The sequence below is a fragment of the Ramlibacter ginsenosidimutans genome (assembly GCF_016654015.1).
Taxonomy (GTDB): Bacteria; Pseudomonadota; Gammaproteobacteria; order Burkholderiales; family Burkholderiaceae_C; genus Ramlibacter; species Ramlibacter ginsenosidimutans.
In genome coordinates this window covers 63,636-85,151 of the sequence record NZ_JAEPWM010000008.1, presented here as the reverse complement: position 1 = coordinate 85,151, position 21,516 = coordinate 63,636, and the positions used below count along the sequence as shown (strand labels likewise).

Here is a 21,516-nt window from a genome sequence, read left to right as displayed (position 1 = left end):
GATGTTGCCCGAGTCGCGGGTGCGCGCGGGGGCGGGGCTTCCCTCAGGACAGCTTCGGACCGGAGCGAGTTCGGCTCCTCGGGCGTGACGAGGCGGGCGAGCTTGTCTCGTTGGAACTCCCCGGTGCCGGCATCTGTTTGGAGCTGCCCCTGGCCCGGACCAGGACGGGGCAGCCCGCCTGGGCGAATGTCCCCCGCGCGGTGGCTGTCGCCCCCGGCTCCTCCTTTATTTCGCCCAGACGGGCTGCCCCGCCCTGGTCCTGCCGTGCGCCGGGATGCACCCATCTGCCCGCTGCAGGCTCACGGGGCACAGTGTTGCGGCGGTTGAATCGAAACGTAGGCTGGTGGTGAGCCGCAGGCGAACCCCAGCTTGCTGCGCTACGCTGGATCGCTGGGGTTCGCGGTGCTCACCGCCAGCCTACAAGTGCGGGGCACCGTGAGTCTTCCCCGCAGGGGCCACACTGCCCATCGTCGCGGCAGGTGGCGTGCGGTGCAGGCCCGCATGAAGGGCATCGCCTGGAAGCCGGCGCGCGCAGCCGCCGACCGATGCCCAGCGGGCCTGCACCGTACGCCGCCTGCCGCGACGCCCACCGCTCTCCGAAGAGCGCACTTCTTCGTGCTCCCCGGAAATCGGAGCGCGGCCAAGCCGCGCAGCCTCAGCTCGCCGTCCCCGCCGCGCCGCCCTTCTCATCGTCGTCGTTCCTGCGCCTGCCGAGCCATTTGCCGATCGCGACCACCAGCAAAGCCCCCGTCAGCGGCGCTGCGATGTGAAGCCACTGCCGGCTGGCCACAAGCCCGTGGACCACAGGGTCGCTCACGGCCATTTCCCCCGCAACCCAGCCGAGCAATGCAGCGCCGGCCGTGATGATCACGGGGAAGCGGCCCATCAGCTTGAGGATCAGCGTGCTGCCGAAGACGATCAGCGGGATGCTGATCACCAGCCCGGCGACCAGCAGCAGGATGTTGCCCTTGGCCGCGGCCGCGACGCCGATGACGTTGTCCAGGCTCATCACGACGTCCGCGATCATGATCGTCTTGATCGCGGCCCAGAGGCTGGCCTGGTCCTCGTGGTCCTCGTCTTCGTCGTCGCCCTTGAGCAGGCCGATGCCGATCCAGAGCAGCAGGACAGCGCCTATCAGTTTCAGGTAGGGCTGCGCCAGCAGCAGCACCGCGAAGAAGGTGAGGACGACGCGCAGGACGACGGCGCCGGCGCTGCCGAACAGGATCGCGGACTTCTGCTGGCGCGGCGGCAGCGCGCGGCAGGCGAGCGCGATCACCACCGCGTTGTCGCCGGACAGCACGATGTTGATCAGGATGATCTGGGCAAGCGCGACCCAGAACTCCGGGGTCATCAGTGCCGACATGTTGTTGAGTTCTCCCTCGCGCGAACAGCTGCTCCCGGTCCACGCGGGACCGCATGCGGCGAGCCTACGCCGCCGCGCTGACAGGCACTTGGCCGCCAGCTTTCAGCCCGCTGACAGCGGCGCTGCCGGCCGCAGCGCGGCAACGGGGCGCGTGCGGAAGAATACGGTGAAGGTGTTGCCGACGCCGTCGGCGTCTTCCTCCAGCTGGATGCGCGCGCCGTGCAGCGTCGCGATCTCGCTGACGATGGCGAGGCCGAGTCCGCTGCCGTCCGCCGGCGTGCCCAGCAGGCGATGGAAGCGCTCGAACACGCGCGCGCGCTCCGCCACCGGGATGCGCGGGCCGTCGTCGCTGATCGCGAGCTGGCACTCGTCGGGCGGCACCGGAGCGACGCGCACCGTCACCCGACCGCCAGGGTCGGTGTAGCGGATCGCGTTGTCGATCAGGTTGTTGACCAGGTCGCGCAGGCGGTCCGGGTCGGCGTCGATCATCAGCGGCTGCTCGCCGCCTTCGAAGCCGAGGTCGATGTTGCGCTGGATCGCATGCGGCACCCATTCCATGCTCAGGTCGAGCGCGAAGGCCTGCAGGTCCAGCGGCTGCAGCTGCAGCGACTGCAGCGCGCCCGGCTCGTTGCGCGCGAGCGAAAGCAGCTGGCGCACCAGGCGCGAGAGCCGGTCGGCGCTGAGGTACAGCTGCGAGAGCGAGTGCTGCAGGCGCTCGGGCTGCGTTTCGCGCAGCGCCAGTTCGATCTGCGCCTTCAGCCCGCTCACCGGCGTCTTGAGCTGGTGGGCCGCGTCGGCGACGAAGCGGCTCTGGAAGTCGAAGGTGCGGGCGAGCCGCGCCATCAGCGCGTTCACTTCCTCCACCAGCGGCCGCACCTCGCCGGGCACGTCGTCCAGCGCGATCGGGCTCAGGTCCAGGTGCGAGCGGTCGGACACGGCGCGGCGCAGCCGCTGCAGCGGCGCCAGCCCGCGCGAGACGCCGAACCACACGATGGCGACGGTGATCGCGACCAGCAGCAGTTGCGGCAGCACGGCGCTCGCCATCATGTCCCACGCCAGGGCGTCCCTCTGGTGCATCGTCTCGGCGACTTGCACGAGCACGCGCGGCGCGTCCGCCCCGGCGCCGCCCGGCAGGCGCGCTGCGAGCACGCGCACGGGCTCGCCTTCGATGCGTGACTCGTAGAAGCGGGGCCCGTCCTGCGGCCCGAGCGGCGGTGGCGGGGGCATGGCCGCATCGCCTCCCAGCACGGCGCCGGCGTCGGACTGCACCCGCAGCCACAGCCGGTCCTGGCGGCCGCTGCGCAAGGACTGCGCCGCTGCCTCGCTCAGTTGCAGCCGCGGCGCGCCCGCGTCCGGCTGCACGTGCGCGGCGATCTCGCGCGCAATTTCCTGCAGCCCGCGATCGTGCACGAGGTGCGCGTAACGCACGGCGTTCCAGTACGCAGCGGCGGCATCGAGCAGCAGGAGCAGCAGCAGGGGCGCCAGCAGCCACGCGAGCAGCTTGCGCTGCAGGCGCGGCTCAGCCCGCGGCATCGCCGCGTTCCATCAGGTACCCCATGCCGCGCACGGTGCGGATCTCGCAACCCAGGGGCTCGAGCTTGCGGCGCAGGCGATAGACATACACCTCGATCGCATTGGCGCCCACCTCGTCGCCCCAGCCGTACAGGTGGTTGACCATCTGCTCCTTGCTCACGACGCGGCCCGCGCGCATCAGCAGCAGTTCCAGCACCGCGAGTTCACGCGGCGACAGCTCCAGGGGCTTGCGGTCGTGGAAGACGCGCCGGCCCACGGTGTCGAACTGCAGCAGCCCGTGCTCCAGGAAGGGCGTCGCGTTGCTGCCCCGGCGCAGCAGCGCCCGCACGCGCGCTTCGAGCACCGGCAGGTCGAAGGGCTTGGACAGGTAGTCGTCTGCGCCGAGATCCAGCCCCCGCACCTGGTCTTCCATGGTGTCGAAGGCCGTGAGCATCAGCACCGGCGTGGTGGACTTGCGGGCCCGCAGGCGCTGCAGGACATCCAGGCCGGACAGCCCCGGCAGGCCGATGTCGAGGATGGCCAGGTCGTACGCGGCCAGCGCCAGCGCGCGGTCGGCCTCTTCGCCGGTGGCGACAGCGTCGACGGCGTGGGCGGACTGCACCAGCGCGCGGGTGAGCGCGTCGGCCAGCACCTTGTCGTCTTCCACCAGCAGGATGCGCATGGGCCGATGCTACCTGCTCCTCCGCGGCGCTCAGCGCGCGCAGCCGTCGCACCCGCGTTGGGATTAGACTTGCGGTTCCATGCCCGGATTCGCCCTCTTCCACGGAGACCACCTCGCACGCAGCGTGCGGGGCATCCCCGGCGCGCCTCCTGCCTGACGAGCCCGCCGCCGGCCGCGCCGGCATTGCCTTCGTCATCTTTTCTTTTTGCAGGAGTTCGCCATGGCTGATCTGTACGACAACCCCATGGGACTGTGCGGCTTCGAGTTCGTCGAGTTCGCGTCCCCCACCCCCAACGTGCTGGAACCGCTGTTCGAGAAGATGGGCTTCCAGCTCGTCGCGAAGCACCGTTCCAAGGACGTCCTGCTGTACCGGCAGGGCGACATCAACTTCATCGTCAACCGCGAGCCCAAGAGCCTGGCCGGCTACTTCGCGGCGGAGCACGGGCCGTCGGCGTGCGCGCTCGCGTTCCGCGTGAAGGACGCGCACAAGGCGTACTACCGCGCGATCGAGCTGGGCGCGCAACCCATCGAGATCCCGACCGGACCGATGGAGCTGCGCCTGCCCGCGATCAAGGGCATCGGCGGCGCGCCGCTGTACCTGATCGACCGCTACGAGGACGGCAAGTCCATCTACGACATCGACTTCGAGTGGCTGCCGGGCGTGGAGCGCCATCCGAAGGGCGTGGGCCTGAAGGTGATCGACCACCTCACGCACAACGTGTACCGCGGCCGCATGGCGCACTGGGCTGCGTTCTACGAGCGGCTGTTCAACTTCCGCGAGCTGCGCTACTTCGACATCCAGGGCGAGTACACGGGACTCACCTCGAAGGCGATGACCGCGCCGGACGGCATGATCCGCATCCCGCTGAACGAGGAGTCGGGCAAGAACTCGGGCCAGATCGAGGAGTTCCTGATGAAGTTCAGCGGCGAGGGCATCCAGCACGTCGCGCTGCTCACGGACAACCTGCTCGAGACGGTGGACCAGTTGCAGATGGCGGGCGTGCCGCTGATGACGGCGCCCAACGACATCTACTACGAGATGCTGGAAGAGCGCCTGCCCGGCCACGGCCAGCCCGTGGCCGCGCTGCAGGCGCGCGGCATCCTGCTCGATGGCGACACGACCGGCGCCGAGCCGCCTCAAGCCGGTCAGCAAGCCGGTGCCGCAGGCGACGCGAAATCCAGGTCCAACGGCGGGCCGCGGCTGCTGCTGCAGATCTTCAGCGAGACGCTGTTCGGCCCGGTGTTCTTCGAATTCATCCAGCGCGCCGGCGACGAGGGCTTCGGCAACGGCAACTTCAAGGCCTTGTTCGAATCGCTGGAACGCGACCAGATCCGCCGCGGCGTGCTGCAAGTCGAGAAGGCAGACGCCTGAGCCAGGGAGGCCCTCGCGCACGCGCAGGACGCTGCCGCGGGCCCCGCTGCCGTTCGGACTAGTCCGTTCGACTCCCCCGTCGGACGGTCCACGCTCCGACGCTCCTACAGGCCCGTTTCCACGGCGGACCCACCATGGGCTCCATCCAGCGCAGGCCTGCAGGATGCATCCGTAGCCGCAGGGCGCGCACAACCAGTGGAGTCCTTGATGAAAGCCGTCGTGTTCTGCGCCGCCGTTGCTGCCGCCTTCGCCGTCGCGCCCTCCTTTGCCCAGGAACTGATCGCCCGCCAGGGCGACGACTCCGTCCGCCTCTCCGACGCCACCTGCAAGAGCGAGCTCGTCCTGAGCCGCATCGAGCCGGGGACCGCGGAGGAATTCCACGCCGCGTCCGCCATGTTCCAGGGCCAGCGCTTCCAGGCCTGCTGGCGCATGGTCGGCAACGCCGCCTACCTGATCTACGAAGACGGCGACCAGGGCATCATCCCCGCCTCCGAACTGAAGCCCGAACTCTCGGCCTGACCCCTGTCATGGGACAGTCAGCGCGATGCACTATCCTCGGGGCTCGACCCCAGGATAGTGCATGACCCGCGCGCTGATTGTCGAAGACGACCCCACCACCGCTGCCGCCCTTGCCGGGCTGGTGCGCAAGCAGCAATGGCAGGCCGAAGTCCGCGAGGACCTCGCCTCGGCCTGGAAGAGCCTCGCGCAGTCCTCCTTCGACTTCGTGCTGCTGGACCTGAGCTTGCCGGACGGCGAAGGCACTGACCTGCTGCAGAAGCTGCGCCGCTCGCCCGCGGGTGAACTGCCGGACCCGAAAACGCCGGTGCTGGTGATCTCCGCGCGCTCACAGTTGCGCTCGCGCCTCACCGCGCTGGACCTCGGGGCCGACGGCTACATCATCAAGCCGGTGCACCTGGAGGAAGTGGGCGCCGTGCTGCGCGCGCTGCTGCGCCGGCGCACCACCCTCGCCGCGGGCCTCATCACCTGCGGCGACGTGGTGGTCGACCCGAACAGCCGCTTCGTGCAGAAGGCGGGCCAGCCGGTCGAACTCACGGAACAGGAATTCGCCGTGCTGCTGGCCTTGCTGGAAGATCGTCCCAAGGCCCTGAGCCGCGCCGACATCCAGGCGCGCAGCGGCAACCGCGTGGGCGACGGCGGCGCCGTCGAAGTGCACGTGCACCACCTGCGCCGCAAGCTCGGCGAGGCCGTCATCCAGACCGTGCGCGGAGTCGGCTACCGCATCGCCCAGGACCAGCGCGCGTGAACGGCGCGGGGACGCTGCTGTCGGTGATCGCGATCAGCGCCGGCGCGTCGCTCGGCGCCTTGCTGCGCTGGCTGCTCGCGGTGCGCTTCAACCCGGGCTGGACCGCCCTGCCGCTGGGAACCCTCCTCGCCAACCTCGCCGGCGGCTATCTCGTCGGGCTGGCAATTGGCTGGCTGGGCCACCACCCCGAACTGCCGCCGCAACTGCGCCTGTTCGTCGTCACCGGGTTCCTCGGCGGCCTCACCACCTTCTCCACCTACTCCGCGGAGGTGGTAAGCCATTTGTATGAAGGACGATATGGTCCCGCCCTGGTGGTCGCCGTCACGCACCTGGCGGGTTCGCTGGTGCTCACCACTCTCGGCTTTGCGACCGCACGCGCGTTGTCCTAGGACGCGTAGGCAATCGCCGTAGCTCGACCGTCCGATTCACCTAGCGGGCATGCTCGGCCGTACGCGAGACTGGAAGCATGCTTACATTGACGCTTCGCGGGTTGTTCGGCGCCTGGCGCAAGGAGCCTTCCCCTGGCCCGTTCCGGGCCACCCTGCCCTTCGTGGGCGGCACGACGCCCCAGCCGGACCTGATCTTCCGCATGAAATCCTGGCCGCAGTTGCCCGAGCACGGGCGCACTGCGGAGGTCTATCGCATCCTCTCGGTCATGAGCAGCCAGCCCGTGAACCGCCGCTGGCTGCTCGCGCGCTGCCGCATGGCGCCGCACGAGCTCGATAGCCTGCTGATGCAGCTGGTCGCCGACGGCGCGCTGGAAGTGATCGATCCCGCGCAGTTCGCGGGACGCCAGGCGCACGCCTGAGCGGGTCCCGCGGCCTGCCTAGTCGCCGGCTGCGGCGTCCGCGGGCTCCGGCACGGGCTGCGCCAGCACCTTGTCGATGCGGCGGCCGTCGAGGTCGACCACTTCGAACACCCACTCGCCGCAGTCGATGCGCTCGCCGACCTCCGGCAGGTGGCCCGACACCGCCATGAGGAGGCCGGCCAGCGTGTTGTAGCGGCCCTTGTCCTCCTCGGGCAGCTCGCGGATCTCCAGGCGCGCCTTCAGTTCGGACACGGGCATGAGGCCGTCGAGGAGCCAGGAGCCGTCCTCGCGCTGCGTGGCCCACGCCTCGTGCTCCAGGGCGGGCTGCAGCTCGCCGGTGATCGCTTCCAGCAGGTCGTGCGGGGTCAGCAGCCCCTGCACCACACCGTATTCGTCCACCACGAAGACCAGGCGCGCTGCCTGCATGCGGAACTGCTCCAGCAGCTCCATGCCGGTGAGCGTCTCCGGCACGAACAGCGCCGGGAGCGCGTGCGGCTCGATCGGCCCCTCGTGCTGCGGCCCGAGCGAGATCAGGCGTGACACGCTCACCAGGCCGACCACGTCGTCGAGCGAACCGCGGCAGACGGGGTACCAGGAATGCGCCTCGATCTCGCCGGCGCGCTTGAGGGCGTCGCGCACGCTCATCGTGGCCTCCAGCCACTGCACGTCCGTGCGCGGCACCATCATCGAAGTGAGCGGCCGGTCGTCCAGGTGGAACACGTTGCGCACCATCTGGTGCTCGTGCTGCTCGATCACGCCGGCCTGCACCCCCTCTTCCAGGCTGTGCGCGATCTCTTCCTCGGTGACGTTGCGCTTGCGCGTGTCGATCGCCAGCAGCTTGAGGATCGCTTGCGTGGAGGCGGACAGCACCCGCACGAACGGCCCGGCCGCCCGCGACAGCCAGCGCATCGGCCGCGCCATGAAGCGCGCGATCTGTTCGGGATAGATCTGGCCGATGCGCTTGGGCACCAGCTCGCCGAGCAGGATGGTGATGTAGGTGATGATGGCCACGACGATGGCCGTGGCCGTGACGGCGGATGCGCGCTGCGGCATGCCGAAGCCGCGCAGCCAGGCAGCCACGCCCTCGCTGAAGGCGGCCTCGCCGATGATGCCGTTGATGACGCCGATCGAGGTGATGCCCACCTGCACCGTGGACAGGAACTGGGTCGGCTGGTCCAGCAGCTTCAGTGCCGCCTGCGCGCCGCCGTCACCGTCCTCGGCCAGCACCGCCAGCCGCGCCCGCCGCGAGGAGGCCAGAGCCATCTCGGACATGGCGAACAGGCCATTGAGCACAGTGAGCAGCGCGATCAGCAGGAAATCCATGAATGGGGACAGAATCGGGAGCATTGCACTGTACTGCAAGGCCTGCCGGCCGCAGAACCGGCGCCGCGCCACTACCCATGCCCCATTACCTGATCGGCGACATCCAGGGCTGCGACGCTCCCCTGGGGCGCCTGCTGGCCAAGATCGGCTTTTCCCCGAGCCGCGACACGCTGTACGTGCTCGGCGACCTGGTGAACCGCGGACCCGCGTCGGCCGCGGTGCTGCGCCGGCTCATGGGGTATGGCGATGCGGCCCATTGCCTGCTGGGCAACCACGACCTGAGCCTGCTGGCAGTGGCGCAGGGCCATCGCGCGCCGCACCGCAACGACACGATGGACGAGATCCTCGCTGCGCCGGACCGCGACGCGATGCTGGAATGGCTGCGGCATCGCTCGATGGCGATCCACGCGCACGGCATCCTGATGGTCCATGGCGGCGTGCTGCCCGCGTGGGACCTCGCGAAGACGCTGGCGCTGGCCGGCGAAGTGGAGGCGGTGCTGCGCGGGCCCGCGCTAGCCGGCTTCCTCGCGCAGATGTGGGGCAACCGGCCCGATCGCTGGGACGATGCGCTCACCGGCGCCGACCGCCTGCGCGTCATCGTCAACGCGCTCACGCGGCTGCGCTTCTGCACGCCCGACGGCGTCATGGACCTGAAGGCCTCGGGCCGGCTGGACCAGGCGCCGCCCGGCATGCTGGCCTGGTTCGACGTGCCGGGACGGCGCAGCGCGGGCCAGACCATCGCCTTCGGTCACTGGTCCACCCTCGGCTACCTGCGGCGGCCCGACCTCATCTCGCTGGACACCGGCTGCGTGTGGGGCGGCTGCCTGAGCGCGCTGCGGCTCGCCGAAGACGGCGACCACGAGTTGATCCAGGAGACCTGCGAACAGGCGCAGGCGCCGGGGGAATGACTGCGCGCAGCGCGCGCGTCTACTCCGACTTGAACAGCGCCGCGACCTTGCGCTTGGTCTTGATGTTGGCCGAGATGCGGGTGCTGGCCGGCTTGGCGCCGGCTTCCCAGGCGGGAGGCTCCTGGACCTGCGGCGTCTCGTAGGGCTGGTCGAAGAACGGGTCCTTGGGCGGCGACGCGGGGCCGCTGCGCTGCTCGCGCCGGCGCTCGTCGAAACGCGCCGGACGCTCGTCCTCTTCGCTGCGCCAGGCGCGGCGGCCGTCGTTGATGCGGCCGCGCGGTCGCTCGTCGTCGAACTCGAGCGGCTCGATCTCGATCTTGCGCTTCAGCAGCTTTTCCAGGTCGCCCATCAGGCGCTGGTCGCCGGGCGACACCAGCGTCACTGCGAGGCCGGAGGCGCCGGCGCGGCCGGTGCGGCCGATGCGGTGGATGTAGTCCTCTGGGTTGAAGGGCACGTCGAAGTTGAACACCGCGGGCACGTCCTTGATGTCGAGCCCGCGCGCGGCGACGTCGGTCGCCACCAGCAGGTCGACCTCCCCCTTCTTGAAGGCGTCGAGCGCCTTCAGGCGTTCGTCCTGGCTCTTGTCGCCGTGCAGCGCCGTGGTCTTGAGGCCCTCGCGCTCCAGCGAACGCGCCAGCCGCGCGCAACCCAGCTTGCTGTTCACGAACACGAAGGCCTGCGTCAGCCCGCGCTGGCGCACGATCTGGCGCAGCGCGCGGCGCTTGTCGTCGTCGGGCGTGCTGTAGAAGTGCTGTTCGACGGTGGAGGCGGTGGTGTTGGGGCGCGAGACCTCGATCGTGACGGGATCGTTCAGGTAGCTGTTGGCCAGGCGCTTGATCTCGGGCGAGAAGGTCGCGGAGAACAGCAGGGTCGTGCGCTGCTTGGGCAGGTACGACAGGATGCGCTGCAGGTCCGGCAGGAAGCCGATGTCCAGCATGCGGTCGGCCTCGTCGAGCACGACGTACTCGACCTGGTTCAGCACGCAGTTCTTGGCCTCGATGTGATCCAGCAGGCGTCCGGGCGTGGCGACGAGCACCTCGACGCCGCGCTTGAGTTCGGCGGTCTGCGGCTTCATGTCCATCCCGCCGAACACCACCGCGCTGCGCAAGTTGGTGTGCTTCGCGTACAGCTTGACCTGTTGCGCGACCTGGTCGGCCAGCTCGCGCGTGGGCAGCAGCACCAGGGCACGAACGGGATGGCGCGCCGGCGACGTGGACGAGTTCTCGTGCTTCAGGAGGCGCTGCAGCAGCGGCAGGGAGAACGCGGCCGTCTTGCCGGTCCCGGTCTGCGCCGCCCCCATCACGTCCTTGCCCGTGAGCACCACGGGAATGGCCTGCTCCTGGATGGGAGTCATGGACTCGTAGCCCATCTCGGCCACGGCACGGGCGAGCGGCTCAGCCAGCGAAAGTTTGGAGAATGCGGATTCGGACATCAACTACGTATTGTCGCACCGCATCAAAAACTGTGCCAAGAGCCCAAAAGCGGGGAGCGGGCTGCCGGACGCAGAGGTCGCAAAAAAGCGAAAGGACGCAGAAGAAATCCAAATTCCTGATGGATCCTTTTGCGTCCTCTGCGTAACCTCTGCGTCCTCTGCGTCCGGTTGTTGGTCGTTGCTCCCGCTTCGGGGGCCCCCGCCTTCAAAGATGCGCCGTGTTGAACGTGTCGCAGGACTTGACGGTGCCGTTTTGCAGGCCGGTGGAGAACCAGTGCTGGCGTTGGGCGCTGGTGCCGTGGGTGAAGCTCTCGGGCACCACGGCGCGGCCGGCGGCTTTCTGGAGGGCGTCGTCGCCGATCTTCTGTGCGGCGTTCATCGCTTCCTCGATGTCGCCCTGCTCCAGGATGTTGCGCGCCTTCTGCGCGTGGTTGGCCCACACGCCCGCGAAGCAGTCCGCTTGCAGTTCCACCCGCACGCTCAGCGCATTGGCCTGCGCCGGCGAGTCGTTCGCACGTGCGCGCTCCACCTGCTGCGTGATGCCCAGTTCGTCCTGCACGTGATGGCCGACTTCATGCGCGATCACATAGGCCTGCGCGAAGTCGCCGGGCGCGCCGAGTTGGGTCTTCAGCGTGTCGTAGAAGCTCAGGTCGATGTAGACCTTCTGGTCTTCGGGGCAGTAGAACGGGCCCATCGCCGCCTGCCCGGCGCCGCAGCCGGTGCGGATGGAGCCGCGGTACAGGACCAGCTTGGGCGGATGGTAGGTGGCCCCGCCCTGCCGGAACAGGTCGGTCCACACGTCTTCCGTGTCGGCCAGCACCGTGGAGACGAAGCGCGCCTCCTGGTCGTTGGCCGGCGGCGGATGCGCGGGCGCCTGCTGCGAGACGGGCGCGCCGCCGCCGCCCGTCATCAGGCCCAGCAGGGTGAGGGGATTCACGCCCAGCACCGCGCCGCCGATGAGCGCGATGACGATCGCGCCGATGCTGATGGTGCCGCCGCCAAGGCCGAAGCCCCCGCCGCCGCCATCGCGCCTGTCCTCCACGTTCGAGGACTCCCGGTTACCTTCCCAGCGCATGTGCTTTTCTCCTGCTGTAGAGTGACCCGATGCTATCCAGTCCCAGCCCGTCCGGGCGTAGTCCGATGTCCGTTCTGGTGACGGGTTTCGACCCGTTCGGGGGCAGCCCCACCAATCCCAGCTGGCACGCCGTGCACGCGCTGCATGGCCGCGACATCGCCGGACACCGCATCGTCGGCGCTGAGATCCCGACGGTTTTCGGCGCGTCGCTGCAGAGGCTGGAAGCCCTGCTGGACGAACACCGGCCGCAACTGGTGCTGTGCACCGGCCAGGCTGGCGGGCGCACCGCCCTGTCGCTGGAGCGGGTGGCCATCAACGTGAACGACGCCCGGATCCCCGACAACGCGGGCGCCCAGCCGATCGACGTCCCGGTCATCCCCGGCGCACCAGCCGCGTATTTCAGCACGCTGCCGATCAAGGCGATGCTGCAGGCGCTGGTGGCCGCCGGCGTGCGCGCGGAGGTCTCGCAGACCGCCGGCACCTTCGTGTGCAACCACACCTTCTTCGGCCTCATGCACCTGCTCGCGCGGCCGCAGTGGCAAGGCGTGCGCGGCGGCCTGGTGCACGTGCCCTGGTTGCCCGAGCAGGGCCAGCCGTCGATGCGGCTGGACGAGATCGTGCGCGGCCTGGAGATCGCGATCGCCTGCGCGCTGGCGACGCCGCGCGACATCCGCAAGGAAGCCGGCGCGCTGAACTGAGCACACGCGACGGCATGGCCGCCGTCTGCACCGAGAGTGGGCATGCGGTGCCGCGAGCTGCGGCGCGTACCCCTGCGCCGGCAAGGCCGCGAGGCGCAGCCTAGAATCGGGGCGTGTCCATCCTCAACGCCGACCTCCACTGTCATTCCGTGGTGTCCGACGGTACCCTCGAACCCGAAGCCCTGGCCGCGCGCGCTGCCGCCAACGGCGTCGAACTCTGGGCTCTGACCGACCATGACGAGATCGGCGGCCAGCAACGCGCCGCCGCCGCCGCGCGTTCGCACGGCATGCGCTATCTCACGGGCACGGAGATCTCGGTGACCTTTGCAGGCGAGACCGTGCACATCGTGGGCCTCGGCTTCGCTGCCGACGACGCCGGCATGCAACGCGGGCTGCGGGAAACGCGGGGCGGACGTGGCGAGCGTGCGCGCGAAATCGCCGCGGGGCTGGCGCAGGTGGGCATCAAGGACGCCTACGACGGCGCGCTGCGGTACGTCGGCAACCCCGAGCTGATCTCGCGCACGCACTTCGCCCGCTTCCTGGTGGAGACCGGTGTGTGCAAGGACACCAACGAGGTGTTCCGCCGCTACCTCACGGAGGGCAAGCCGGGCTTCGTGCCGCACCGCTGGGCCTCGCTGAAGGACGCGGTGCAGTGGATCACCGACGCGGGCGGCGCTGCGGTGATCGCGCATCCGGCGCGCTACAAGCTCACCGCGAACGAGGAATACGCCCTGTTCAGCGAATTTAAGGCGCACGGCGGCCGCGGCGTGGAAGTGGTGACCGGCAGCCACACGGCCGCGGAGTACGTGAAATACGCCGAGACGGCGAAGGAGTTCGGCCTGGCCGCCTCGCGCGGCAGCGACTTCCACAGCCCCGACGAAAGCCACACCGACCTGGGCCGGCTGCCCTACCTGCCGGGCGGACTCACCCCGGTGTGGGAGCTGCTGGCCGACCGCATCCAGTGACGACGGCGACCGCGGCGGCCCCGCTGGATGCGCCGCGCGCGCTCGCGGGCATCGGCCTCGTCGTCGGCGCCAGCGCCTGCTTCGGGGCGCTCGACACCACCTCGAAGCTGGTGAGCGCCTCGGTGCCACTGCTGATGGCGCTGTGGTTCCGCTACCTGTTCCAAGCCGTCGCGACGACCGCGCTCGTGCTGCCGCTGCGCGGCCGGCAGGTCTGGCGCACGCGCCATCTCGCGTGGCAGCTGGTGCGCGGGATGCTCCTGCTCACGAGCAGCTTCCTCGCGTTACTCGCGCTGCGCTACCTGCCCGTGGGTGAATTCACCGCGATCGTGATGATCACGCCGCTCGTGATCACGCTGCTGGCCGCGAGCGTGCTCAAAGAACGCGTCTCGCCGCTGCGCTGGGCGCTGGTGGCCGGCGGCTTCGCGGGCACGCTCGTGATCATCCGGCCGGGCGCCGGCAGCTTCGGCTGGACCAGCCTGCTGCCGCTGGCGCTGGTGGCCTGCAACGCCTGGTTCCAGGTGCTCACGAGCCGGCTCGCGCGCACGGAAGACCCGGTCACCATGCACCTCTACACGGGCTGGACCGGCACGCTGGTCGCGTCGGTGCTGGTGCCGCTGGTGTGGACCGCCGTGCCCAACCCGTGGCTGTGGGCGGGCATGGCCTTCATGGGCCTGATGGGCACCATCGGCCACTTCGCCCTCATCCTCGCCTACTACCGCGCACCGGCGGCGACGCTGACACCCTACCTGTACAGCCAGATCGGCTTCGCCATGCTCGGCGGGGTGCTGGTGTTCTCGCACGTTCCGGACCACCTCTCCCTCGCCGGAATCGTCATGATCGCGGTTTGCGGCGCGGCCGGCGCCTGGCTCACGGTGCTGGAGCGGCGCGCGGCGGCTTGATCTATGGCGCAATACTTCGACCTTCATCCGGAGAATCCGCAGCCGCGGCTGCTGAAGCAGGCGGCGGCGGTCATCGCGGGCGGCGGCGTGGTCGCCGTGCCCACGGACTCCAGCTATGCGATCGCCTGCCACCTCGACGACAAGGCCGCGGCCGACCGCCTGCGGCAGATCCGGCGCATCGACGACAAGTACCACCTCACCCTGCTCTGTCGCGACCTGAGCGAACTGGCGAACTACGCGCGCGTGGACAACCGCCAGTATCGGCTGCTGAAGTCCGCGACGCCGGGGCCGTTCACCTTCATCCTCGACGCCACGCGCGAGGTGCCGCGGCGCGTGAGCCATCCGCAGCGCAAGACCATCGGCCTGCGCGTGCCGGACCACGCCGCCTTGCAGGCGCTGCTGGAGGCGCACGGCGCACCGCTGCTCGCCACCACCCTCATCGGCCCGGACGAGACCGAGCCGCTGAACGACCCGGACCAGATCCGCGAGCGCTTCCAGAAGGTGCTGGACGCGGTGATCGGCGCCGGGCCCTGCCCGGACCAGCCGACCACCGTCGTGGACCTCACCGGCATGGCCACCGGCGGCGACCCGGTGCTGGTGCGCCGCGGCCGCGGCGACCCCGCGCTGCTGGGCTTGTGAAGCCGTCTGAGACAATGGCCCGGTGGAATCCAACAACCTGATCCAGACGGTCCTGATCTTCGCGCTGCCGGTGCTGTTCGCGATCACCATCCATGAGGCGGCGCACGGCTACGTCGCCCGCCACTTCGGCGACAACACGGCGGCGGCGTTGGGACGCGTGACGCTGAACCCGATCAAGCACATCGACCCGGTCGGCACCATCCTCATGCCGCTGATGCTGTACTTCGCCACGCACGGGGCTTTCCTGTTCGGGTATGCCAAGCCGGTGCCGGTGAACTTCGGGCGCCTGCGCCACCCCAAGCGGGACAGCGTGTGGGTCGCGCTCGCGGGGCCGGTCTCGAACTTCATCCAGGCGATCCTGTGGGCCGTCGTGTTCACCGTGCTCGTGGGCTTCGGCCTCACCGAGCGCTTCTTCCTGGAGATGGCGAAGGCCGGCGTGCTGGTCAACCTCGTGATGTGGGCGTTCAACCTGTTCCCACTGCCTCCGCTCGATGGCGGCCGCGTGCTCACCGGCCTGCTGCCGCCGCGGCAGGCGATCGCCTTCTCGCGCGTCGAGCCCTGGGGCTTCTTCATCGTGATGGCCCTCGTGGTCGCCGGCGTCGTGAGCACGTTCTGGCTGCGGCCGCTGATCTCGGTCGGCTACCGCATCCTCGACCTGCTCCTCACCCCCCTGAATTTCCTGTTGTCCTGACACGCATGAGCGCCCCTGTCGTCCGCTTCCTCACCGGCATCACCACCACCGGCACGCCCCACCTGGGCAACTACGTCGGGGCCATCCGGCCGGCCGTGCAGGCCAGCCGCCGCAGCGGCACCGAGAACTTCTACTTCCTGGCGGACTACCACGCGCTGATCAAGTGCGACGAGCCCGCGCGCATCCAGCGCTCCACGCTGGAGATCGCTGCCTGCTGGCTGGCTGCGGGCCTGGACCCGGAGCAGGTGTTCTTCTATCGCCAGTCGGACATCCCCGAGATCACCGAGCTCACCTGGCTGCTCACCTGCGTGACCGGCAAGGGCGTGCTCAATCGGGCCCACGCCTACAAGGCGCAGGTGGACAAGAACGCGGCCGCGGGCGTCGACCCGGACGCGGACGTGACCATGGGCCTGTTCATGTACCCGGTGCTGATGGGCGCGGACATCCTCATGTTCAAGGCGCACAAGGTCCCGGTGGGCCGCGATCAGATCCAGCACCTGGAGATGGCGCGCGACATGGCACAAAGCTTCAACCACCTGTACGGCGAGCACCTCGTGCTGCCCGAAGCGCAGGTGGACGACGCGGTGGCGCTGCTGCCCGGCCTCGACGGCCGCAAGATGAGCAAGAGCTACGACAACGTGATCGGCCTGTTCGCGCCGCGCGAGCACGTGCGCAAGCAGATCTTCTCGATCGTGACCGACTCGCGCGCACCGGGCGAGCCCAAGGACACGGAAGGCTCGGCGCTGTTCCAGATTTACCAGGCTTTCGCCTCGCCCGAGGAGACGCAGAAGCTGCGCCAGCTGTACGCGGCCGGCATCTCCTGGGCCGATGCGAAGCAGATGCTGTTCGAGCGCATCGATGCCGAGATCGCTCCGATGCGCGCGAAGTACGAACACCTCGTGGCGCATCCGGAGGAACTCGAGCGCATCCTGCAGGCCGGCGCGGCGAAGGCGCGCGCGCGGGCGACGCCGCTGATGCGCGAACTGCGCGAAGCCGTCGGACTGCGCAACCTCGCGAGCATCGCCGGGGCGGCGAAGAAGGACAAGGCGAAGGCCAGCTTGCCGAGTTTCAAGCAGTACCGCGAATCCGACGGGCTCTTCTATTTCAAGTTCGTCGATGCGCAGGGCCGGCTGCTGCTGCAAAGCCGCGGCTTCGCCTCGCCCAAGGAGGCGGGACAAAGCATCGCCGCGATGAAGTCCGCGCTGGCGCTGCCGCAGGACGCGCAAACGCCCGAGGGCGTGCCGCCCGAACAGGTGATCGCGGCGCTGAAAGACCTCACCCGTTCTGAAAACCAAAGCATTTAGCACGGACGTGTCCCGGCGAACGCGCTATCCTTGTCTGTCGTTTCCCAAGAAAAGCCTCGCAATTTATGACTCTCTACGTCATCGACGACCATCCGCTCATGCGTGAGGCCGTCGTGATGCTGCTGCGCCGCATCCGTCCGGGCGCAGAGGTCGTCGAGCTCGAGCGGCTCGGCGGCATCGAGGCCGCCGTGCGACAGCGCGGCGCACCCGACCTCATCACCCTCGACCTCAAGCTCCCCGACACCACCGGCACGTCCGGCGTGCACGAACTGAAGAAGCGCTTTCCCGAGACGCCTCTGGCGGTGCTGTCCGCATCGCCGGCGGCCGACGCGGAGGAAGCGTGCATCGAATCCGGCGCGGACATCTACATCGAGAAGTCCTCCGGCGCCCAGGAGATCGGCAACGCGCTGCGCGCGCTGCTGTCCGCCGACGGGCAGTTCGAGGAACTGGCGCCCACCGACAACAAGCTGTCGAAGCGCCAGAAGCAGTTGATCGTGATGCTCGATCGGGGCCTGTCCAACCGCGAGATCGCGGACGAACTGGGCATCAGCGAGCACACGGTGAAGGTGCACCTCTGGCGCCTGTTCCGCCGCCTCGGCGTGAAGAGCCGCACGCAGACGATCCACTACGCGCGCACGCACGGCCTGCTGGGCGTGTGAGCATCGCCTGCGGGCCTCAGCGCCCGGGCACCATCTGCTCCAGTGAGCGGACCGAGCGCTCCTGCGCCGCGCGCGCATCGGTGGGCAGCAGGCGCAGCCGGAACACCGTCCCGCGGCCCACGCGGGACTGCAGCGTGAGCGGGTGGCCCAGGATGTGCGTCAGGCGCGCCACGATGTAGAGCCCCAGGCCGAAGCCCTCGGATGTGCCCGCATGCGTGGGCACCTTGTAGAACTCGCGGAAGATCTCGCGCTGGTGCACGGCGGCAATGCCCAGGCCGGTGTCCCAGATCTCGACGCGCAGGATGTTCCCCTCGCAGCGCGACGCGACCAGGATGCCGCCTTCCTGCGTGTACTTCACCGCGTTCGAGATCAGGTTGCCCAGGATCCGCTGCAGCAGGATCGGGTCCGACACCGCGGTGCCGGGACACAGGTGCAGGCGGAACTGCAGGCCCTTGGCCTCGCACAGCGGCCGGTACTGCACTTCGAGGTCGCGCAGCAGCTTGGACACGTCCACGCTCTCCACGTTCAGGCGGATCTTGCCGGAGTCGAGCCGCGCCAGGTCGAACAGCGAGTCGAACAGCTGGTTCACGGCCTTGGTCGACTCCACGATCTTGGGCGCGAGTTCGTGCACCAGTTCCGGCTCGGTCCCTAGCCAGCCCGCGTAGAGCCCCAGCGCGTGCACCGGTTGCCGGATGTCATGCGCCGCGCTGGCGAGGAAGCGGTTCTTGATCTCCACGGCATCGAGCGCGGCCTGGGTCTGGCGCGTGAGCGAGTCGATCAGTTGCGCATTGCGGAACTGCAGCTCGAAGTTGCGTCTGTGCGTCTCGTGCAGTTGCTGGCCCGAGTGCCGCAGCACCTGCCAGAACACCAGCAGCAGGGCGACCAGCCACCAATGGTAGGAAGGACCTTGCAGCCGCAGTTGCACCACCATGCGCCAGCCCATGACCGCGAGCGCCGCAGCCGCCATCGTGTCCAGCGACGCGCGCATGGTGGCGAGCTGGCTGGAGAGGCTGTTGATGGACAGCATGGCGAGGCCTGCCATCGCGAGCCAGCAGATGAACTGGTCGGCGAGCGACGAGCGGTCGAAATAGAGCATCGTCGTCAAGCCCCACACGAGCGCGGAGGCGGGCCACACCAGCCGGTAGCGGCGGAAGAAGGCGAGGATTTCCTCTGTCCCCTGGTCCATCACCTCGTGTTCGTAGCGACGCAGGATCCAGAGGCGCCAGCCTGCGACCACCACTCCGAGCAGCGCCCAGGCAGCCAGCGGCACCGGCGAGACGTCGCCCCACAGCACGCCGACGATCACCGCCATCAGCAGCAGTCCCAGCGTCTGCGCATTGCGTTGCGTCCGCAGCAGGCTGCGCACCAACTCGCCCTCCACCCAGTGCGCCTCCGCCGACGGCGAGGCGGGGGGAAAGGTCTCCGATTTCATGGCGCGAGTCTAAGGGGGAAGGGCAGAACGACTTCCGGCGCACCCCGCAGGTGCGAAGGAGCACGCCGACATAGCTAGAGGCATCGTCCTACAAGACCCTCTGCGCAATGCGAACAGACTCTGCCGTTGCGTTGACCTGACGCCACGAGCCGGCAGCGCACACCCTGGACACCGGGCGCCTGCCCAAGTTCGCAGACCAACCTAGACGAGGACCCCCATGGATTCCCAAACCGCTCACGACACCGACAACGTCAAGACCGCAACCAAGAAGTCCCTGCGCGGTTTCGCTGCAATGGACCCGCAGCGCCAGCGTGAAATCGCCAGCCTGGGCGGCCGCGCCGCCCACCAGAGCGGCCACGCGCACGAGTTCACCAGCGAAGAAGCGCGCGCCGCCGGCAAGAAGCGCCACGCCCGCGTCAGCAGCAGCGAAGCCCCGCGCGCCTGAGCCGCTCGGCGTAGGACGCAGCGGTCCACCGCTGTGCCAGCACGCCCACAGGACGGCTCCGGCGCGGCTCGCAGGATGGCTTCATGCCACCCGCACAGACCGCAGCCGCCGAGCCGGCCCGATTCCACCCAACGCCGGCCGGAGCTTGCTCTCCGCCGGCGTTTGACTTGGTGCCGCCTCGATCTGCATCAGAGGCCGGCGAACGCTTGCGACTCACAGCGGCCGTCCGCGCACTGTGGACGGCAACGCTGGCCCTCATGACGGCATTCATGCAGGTGCCCGCGCCCGCACACCGCTACCTGCTGGCCCAGCGGATCTCTCGCAACCTCGACACCCTCGCCAGCCAGGACTGTTTCGAGCCCGGCTGCCGCGAGCGCTTCGCGCGGCTCGCGACGCGCTGGCGCGAGCGCGCGCGAGAATTCGCGCCGCAGCGCAGCCCGGCGCGGCGCCGAGTGCGCGACCTGCTGTTCTGAGTTGTCGCGCGCGAATGGGCCGCCGCCTACAGCGGCCGCGGCGCATGTCCGACAGGACGCCGCCGTGCACATTCGCAAACTATCGGAAACATTTGCACGCATTGGACCGCGCGCAGGTGCCGCGGCCCGGTCGGGCACAGCACCGGCAACGACGGGCCAGGACGCACAAGTGCCACCCCGCCGGCGCGCTGCCTCAACGAAACGCATGGACACGACGACGTACCTCACCTGGCTGCCCCCTGCCCTCCTCGCCGTGGGAGTCCTGAGCTGGGCGCTCGCGCGGCATCAGCGCCGCACGGACCTGCGCGCCGAGCAGGCCGAGCGCCTGCTGCACGCGCTGGAACGCTATTCGCAGTGGGTCTGCTCCCAGCGTCTCGCCGCCGTGTTCTCGGGCGAAGGTCCGGAGGCCGCTGCTGCACTCGATGCCGCCTGCACCATCCGGCTCGCCTGGTTCCCGGAACTGGCGGGTGACATGGCCGAACTGCTGGGCGTGCACAACCGGCTGATCAATTTCCTGAGCATGCAGCAGCAGCTCTGGCTGCGCGATCCCGAACACTGGCTCGAATCGGACCACGACAAGCGCTTCCTGGCCTTGTGGCGCCAGCACCGGTTCGCGCTGCAGGCCTTGCTGGCCCGGCTGGAGCAGGTCGCGCGCCTGCGCATCGCGCCCGCCCCCACGCCGCCGCAACACGACACCACCTATGCATGACACGACCCAGGACCCGGAGGACGGAGTGAACAAGCCCCTGTCCGCGCTCGGCGCGGCCGCCGCCGGTGCGCTGGCGATGTACTACCTGGACCCGGAGCTCGGCGCCCGCCGGCGGGCGCTGCTGGCATCGCTGGTGCGCGACGGCTTCCCGCAGGAGCGCCGCGCCGGCCGTGGCCGCTTCGCGCGCCGCGCGCCCTCGGTCCGCCTCCATGGCGACCCCCGCAGCGACGCGGAACTGCGCGAACGCGTCCGCGCTGCCCTGGACCACATGGTGAGCCATCCGCGCGCGCTGCACGTCAGCGTGGACAACGGCGTGGTGCGCCTCAGCGGCCGCGTGCTGGCCGCGGAGCACGAGGGCGTGCTCGAACAGGTGCAGCGCATCCCGGGCGTGCGCCGGCTGGTCGACGCCGTAACGGCGCACGCCACGCTGGGCGAGGCGACCCGTCTGCACGAACCTGTTCCCCTGCGCAGCGTGAGCGGCTAGCATCGGGCGGCTGCCCCTGCCGCCATGAAGACCGCCCACCGCCTCGCCCTCGCCGCCGTTGCCGCCGCAGTGGGAGTGCTGGCGCTCTCCTGGTATCTGCATTCCTGGGGCGGCATCGCCCTGGTCGCCGTCGCTGCGGCCGGCTTCGCGTGGTACCGGGTGCAGGTCGCGCGCGGCGAAGCGGCGGAGCGCTTCTTCGGCGATGCGGGCGAGGACACCCGCCTCACGGGTTTCCAGGCCGGCTCCCCCAGCGAGATGCCCCCGCTGGATCGCAATCCTGGCCACAACGCGGACCCGCCCCGGCGCTGAGTGACCCTCGCCGCAAGCGCCTTCCCACGCGCGCTGCGGCAGCCTCCCGACAAGCCCGCCGAGGTGCAGG

Annotated in this window: 25 protein-coding genes; 18 read left to right on the top strand and 7 right to left on the bottom strand. The window is 69.5% G+C overall.

Annotated features, from left to right (window positions below; genetic code table 11):
• Window positions 1-655: 655 nt before the first annotated feature.
• The 3 genes from JJB11_RS18065 to JJB11_RS18055 all read right to left on the bottom strand — a co-directional run bounded on the left by JJB11_RS18065 (window position 656) and on the right by JJB11_RS18055 (window position 3,557).
• Entirely contained in the window at window positions 656-1,363 is a 708-nt protein-coding gene (locus tag JJB11_RS18065) for a TerC family protein (RefSeq protein ID WP_201174554.1), read from the bottom strand.
• Window positions 1,364-1,465: 102 nt separating this feature from the next.
• Complete coding sequence (locus JJB11_RS18060) at window positions 1,466-2,896, bottom strand: sensor histidine kinase (protein WP_201174552.1); 1,431 nt, start codon at window positions 2,894-2,896, stop codon at window positions 1,466-1,468.
• The gene (locus JJB11_RS18055; protein WP_201174550.1) at window positions 2,883-3,557 is read right to left on the bottom strand and encodes a response regulator; all 675 of its coding nucleotides are present in this window, start codon (window positions 3,555-3,557) and stop codon (window positions 2,883-2,885) included. Before JJB11_RS18055 ends, JJB11_RS18060 begins: the two co-directional genes overlap by 14 nt.
• 220 nt (window positions 3,558-3,777) lie before the next feature.
• Between JJB11_RS18055 and hppD the strand changes: the two genes are divergently transcribed.
• The 5 genes from hppD to JJB11_RS18030 all read left to right on the top strand — a co-directional run bounded on the left by hppD (window position 3,778) and on the right by JJB11_RS18030 (window position 7,001).
• Window positions 3,778-4,929: a 4-hydroxyphenylpyruvate dioxygenase gene (gene hppD / locus JJB11_RS18050; protein ID WP_201174548.1), complete on the top strand. Its 1,152-nt coding sequence runs from the start codon at window positions 3,778-3,780 to the stop codon at window positions 4,927-4,929.
• Between the two features lie 207 nt (window positions 4,930-5,136).
• Entirely contained in the window at window positions 5,137-5,448 is a 312-nt protein-coding gene (locus tag JJB11_RS18045; RefSeq protein WP_201174546.1) for a hypothetical protein, read from the top strand.
• Window positions 5,449-5,509: 61 nt separating this feature from the next.
• Window positions 5,510-6,193 carry a response regulator transcription factor gene (locus JJB11_RS18040; RefSeq protein WP_201174545.1) on the top strand — a complete coding sequence of 228 codons (684 nt, stop codon included), beginning with the start codon at window positions 5,510-5,512 and terminating at the stop codon, window positions 6,191-6,193.
• Window positions 6,190-6,582, top strand: a complete 393-nt coding sequence (crcB, locus tag JJB11_RS18035; RefSeq protein ID WP_201964931.1) for a fluoride efflux transporter CrcB — start codon at window positions 6,190-6,192, stop codon at window positions 6,580-6,582. The genes JJB11_RS18040 and crcB overlap by 4 nt, the downstream gene beginning before the upstream one ends.
• 77 nt (window positions 6,583-6,659) lie before the next feature.
• The gene (locus tag JJB11_RS18030; protein ID WP_201174542.1) at window positions 6,660-7,001 is read left to right on the top strand and encodes a hypothetical protein; all 342 of its coding nucleotides are present in this window, start codon (window positions 6,660-6,662) and stop codon (window positions 6,999-7,001) included.
• Window positions 7,002-7,019: 18 nt separating this feature from the next.
• Here the strand turns inward: JJB11_RS18030 and JJB11_RS18025 are convergent, their stop codons facing one another.
• Window positions 7,020-8,324, bottom strand: a complete 1,305-nt coding sequence (locus tag JJB11_RS18025; RefSeq protein WP_201175011.1) for a hemolysin family protein — start codon at window positions 8,322-8,324, stop codon at window positions 7,020-7,022.
• A 77-nt stretch (window positions 8,325-8,401) separates the two neighbouring features.
• On the opposite strand from JJB11_RS18025, the gene JJB11_RS18020 reads away from it, so the two are divergent.
• A complete protein-coding gene (locus JJB11_RS18020; RefSeq protein ID WP_201174541.1) occupies window positions 8,402-9,232 on the top strand; it encodes a symmetrical bis(5'-nucleosyl)-tetraphosphatase in 831 nt (276 codons plus the stop codon).
• A gap of 19 nt (window positions 9,233-9,251) precedes the next feature.
• Here JJB11_RS18020 and JJB11_RS18015 read toward each other — a convergent pair whose 3' ends face one another.
• Complete coding sequence (locus tag JJB11_RS18015; RefSeq protein ID WP_201174539.1) at window positions 9,252-10,664, bottom strand: DEAD/DEAH box helicase; 1,413 nt, start codon at window positions 10,662-10,664, stop codon at window positions 9,252-9,254.
• 205 nt (window positions 10,665-10,869) lie between these two features.
• Window positions 10,870-11,739, bottom strand: coding sequence for a KPN_02809 family neutral zinc metallopeptidase (gene ypfJ, locus JJB11_RS18010; protein ID WP_201174537.1), 870 nt, complete (start codon window positions 11,737-11,739; stop codon window positions 10,870-10,872).
• Window positions 11,740-11,804: 65 nt separating this feature from the next.
• On the opposite strand from ypfJ, the gene pcp reads away from it, so the two are divergent.
• The 7 genes from pcp (at window position 11,805) to JJB11_RS17975 (ending at window position 17,594) form a co-directional block, all read left to right on the top strand.
• On the top strand, window positions 11,805-12,437 hold the full coding sequence (pcp, locus tag JJB11_RS18005; RefSeq protein WP_201964929.1) for a pyroglutamyl-peptidase I: 633 nt from the start codon (window positions 11,805-11,807) through the stop codon (window positions 12,435-12,437).
• A gap of 113 nt (window positions 12,438-12,550) precedes the next feature.
• Window positions 12,551-13,402: a 3',5'-nucleoside bisphosphate phosphatase gene (locus tag JJB11_RS18000; protein ID WP_201174533.1), complete on the top strand. Its 852-nt coding sequence runs from the start codon at window positions 12,551-12,553 to the stop codon at window positions 13,400-13,402.
• Window positions 13,399-14,301, top strand: coding sequence for an EamA family transporter (locus tag JJB11_RS17995; protein WP_201964928.1), 903 nt, complete (start codon window positions 13,399-13,401; stop codon window positions 14,299-14,301). The genes JJB11_RS18000 and JJB11_RS17995 overlap by 4 nt, the downstream gene beginning before the upstream one ends.
• Before the next feature lie 3 nt (window positions 14,302-14,304).
• Entirely contained in the window at window positions 14,305-14,940 is a 636-nt protein-coding gene (locus JJB11_RS17990) for an L-threonylcarbamoyladenylate synthase (protein WP_201174529.1), read from the top strand.
• Between the two features lie 22 nt (window positions 14,941-14,962).
• Entirely contained in the window at window positions 14,963-15,631 is a 669-nt protein-coding gene (locus JJB11_RS17985) for a site-2 protease family protein (protein WP_201174519.1), read from the top strand.
• A 5-nt stretch (window positions 15,632-15,636) separates the two neighbouring features.
• Window positions 15,637-16,935, top strand: coding sequence for a tryptophan--tRNA ligase (locus JJB11_RS17980; protein WP_201174517.1), 1,299 nt, complete (start codon window positions 15,637-15,639; stop codon window positions 16,933-16,935).
• A 65-nt stretch (window positions 16,936-17,000) separates the two neighbouring features.
• Window positions 17,001-17,594 (top strand): response regulator transcription factor, encoded by a 594-nt coding sequence (locus tag JJB11_RS17975; RefSeq protein WP_201174516.1) that lies wholly within the window; start codon window positions 17,001-17,003, stop codon window positions 17,592-17,594.
• 16 nt (window positions 17,595-17,610) lie between these two features.
• On the opposite strand, the gene JJB11_RS17970 is transcribed toward JJB11_RS17975, so the two are convergent.
• Window positions 17,611-19,026: a sensor histidine kinase gene (locus JJB11_RS17970; RefSeq protein WP_201174514.1), complete on the bottom strand. Its 1,416-nt coding sequence runs from the start codon at window positions 19,024-19,026 to the stop codon at window positions 17,611-17,613.
• 217 nt (window positions 19,027-19,243) lie between these two features.
• Between JJB11_RS17970 and JJB11_RS26675 the strand changes: the two genes are divergently transcribed.
• From JJB11_RS26675 to JJB11_RS17945, 5 genes are all read left to right on the top strand, one after another.
• Entirely contained in the window at window positions 19,244-19,471 is a 228-nt protein-coding gene (locus JJB11_RS26675) for a KGG domain-containing protein (protein WP_201174512.1), read from the top strand.
• A 257-nt stretch (window positions 19,472-19,728) separates the two neighbouring features.
• Entirely contained in the window at window positions 19,729-19,944 is a 216-nt protein-coding gene (locus JJB11_RS17960) for a hypothetical protein (RefSeq protein WP_201174504.1), read from the top strand.
• 205 nt (window positions 19,945-20,149) lie between these two features.
• A complete protein-coding gene (locus tag JJB11_RS17955; protein ID WP_201174502.1) occupies window positions 20,150-20,653 on the top strand; it encodes a hypothetical protein in 504 nt (167 codons plus the stop codon).
• Window positions 20,646-21,137: a BON domain-containing protein gene (locus JJB11_RS17950; protein WP_201174500.1), complete on the top strand. Its 492-nt coding sequence runs from the start codon at window positions 20,646-20,648 to the stop codon at window positions 21,135-21,137. The genes JJB11_RS17955 and JJB11_RS17950 overlap by 8 nt, the downstream gene beginning before the upstream one ends.
• A gap of 24 nt (window positions 21,138-21,161) precedes the next feature.
• Window positions 21,162-21,446 carry a hypothetical protein gene (locus JJB11_RS17945; RefSeq protein ID WP_201174498.1) on the top strand — a complete coding sequence of 95 codons (285 nt, stop codon included), beginning with the start codon at window positions 21,162-21,164 and terminating at the stop codon, window positions 21,444-21,446.
• Window positions 21,447-21,516: the final 70 nt, after the last annotated feature.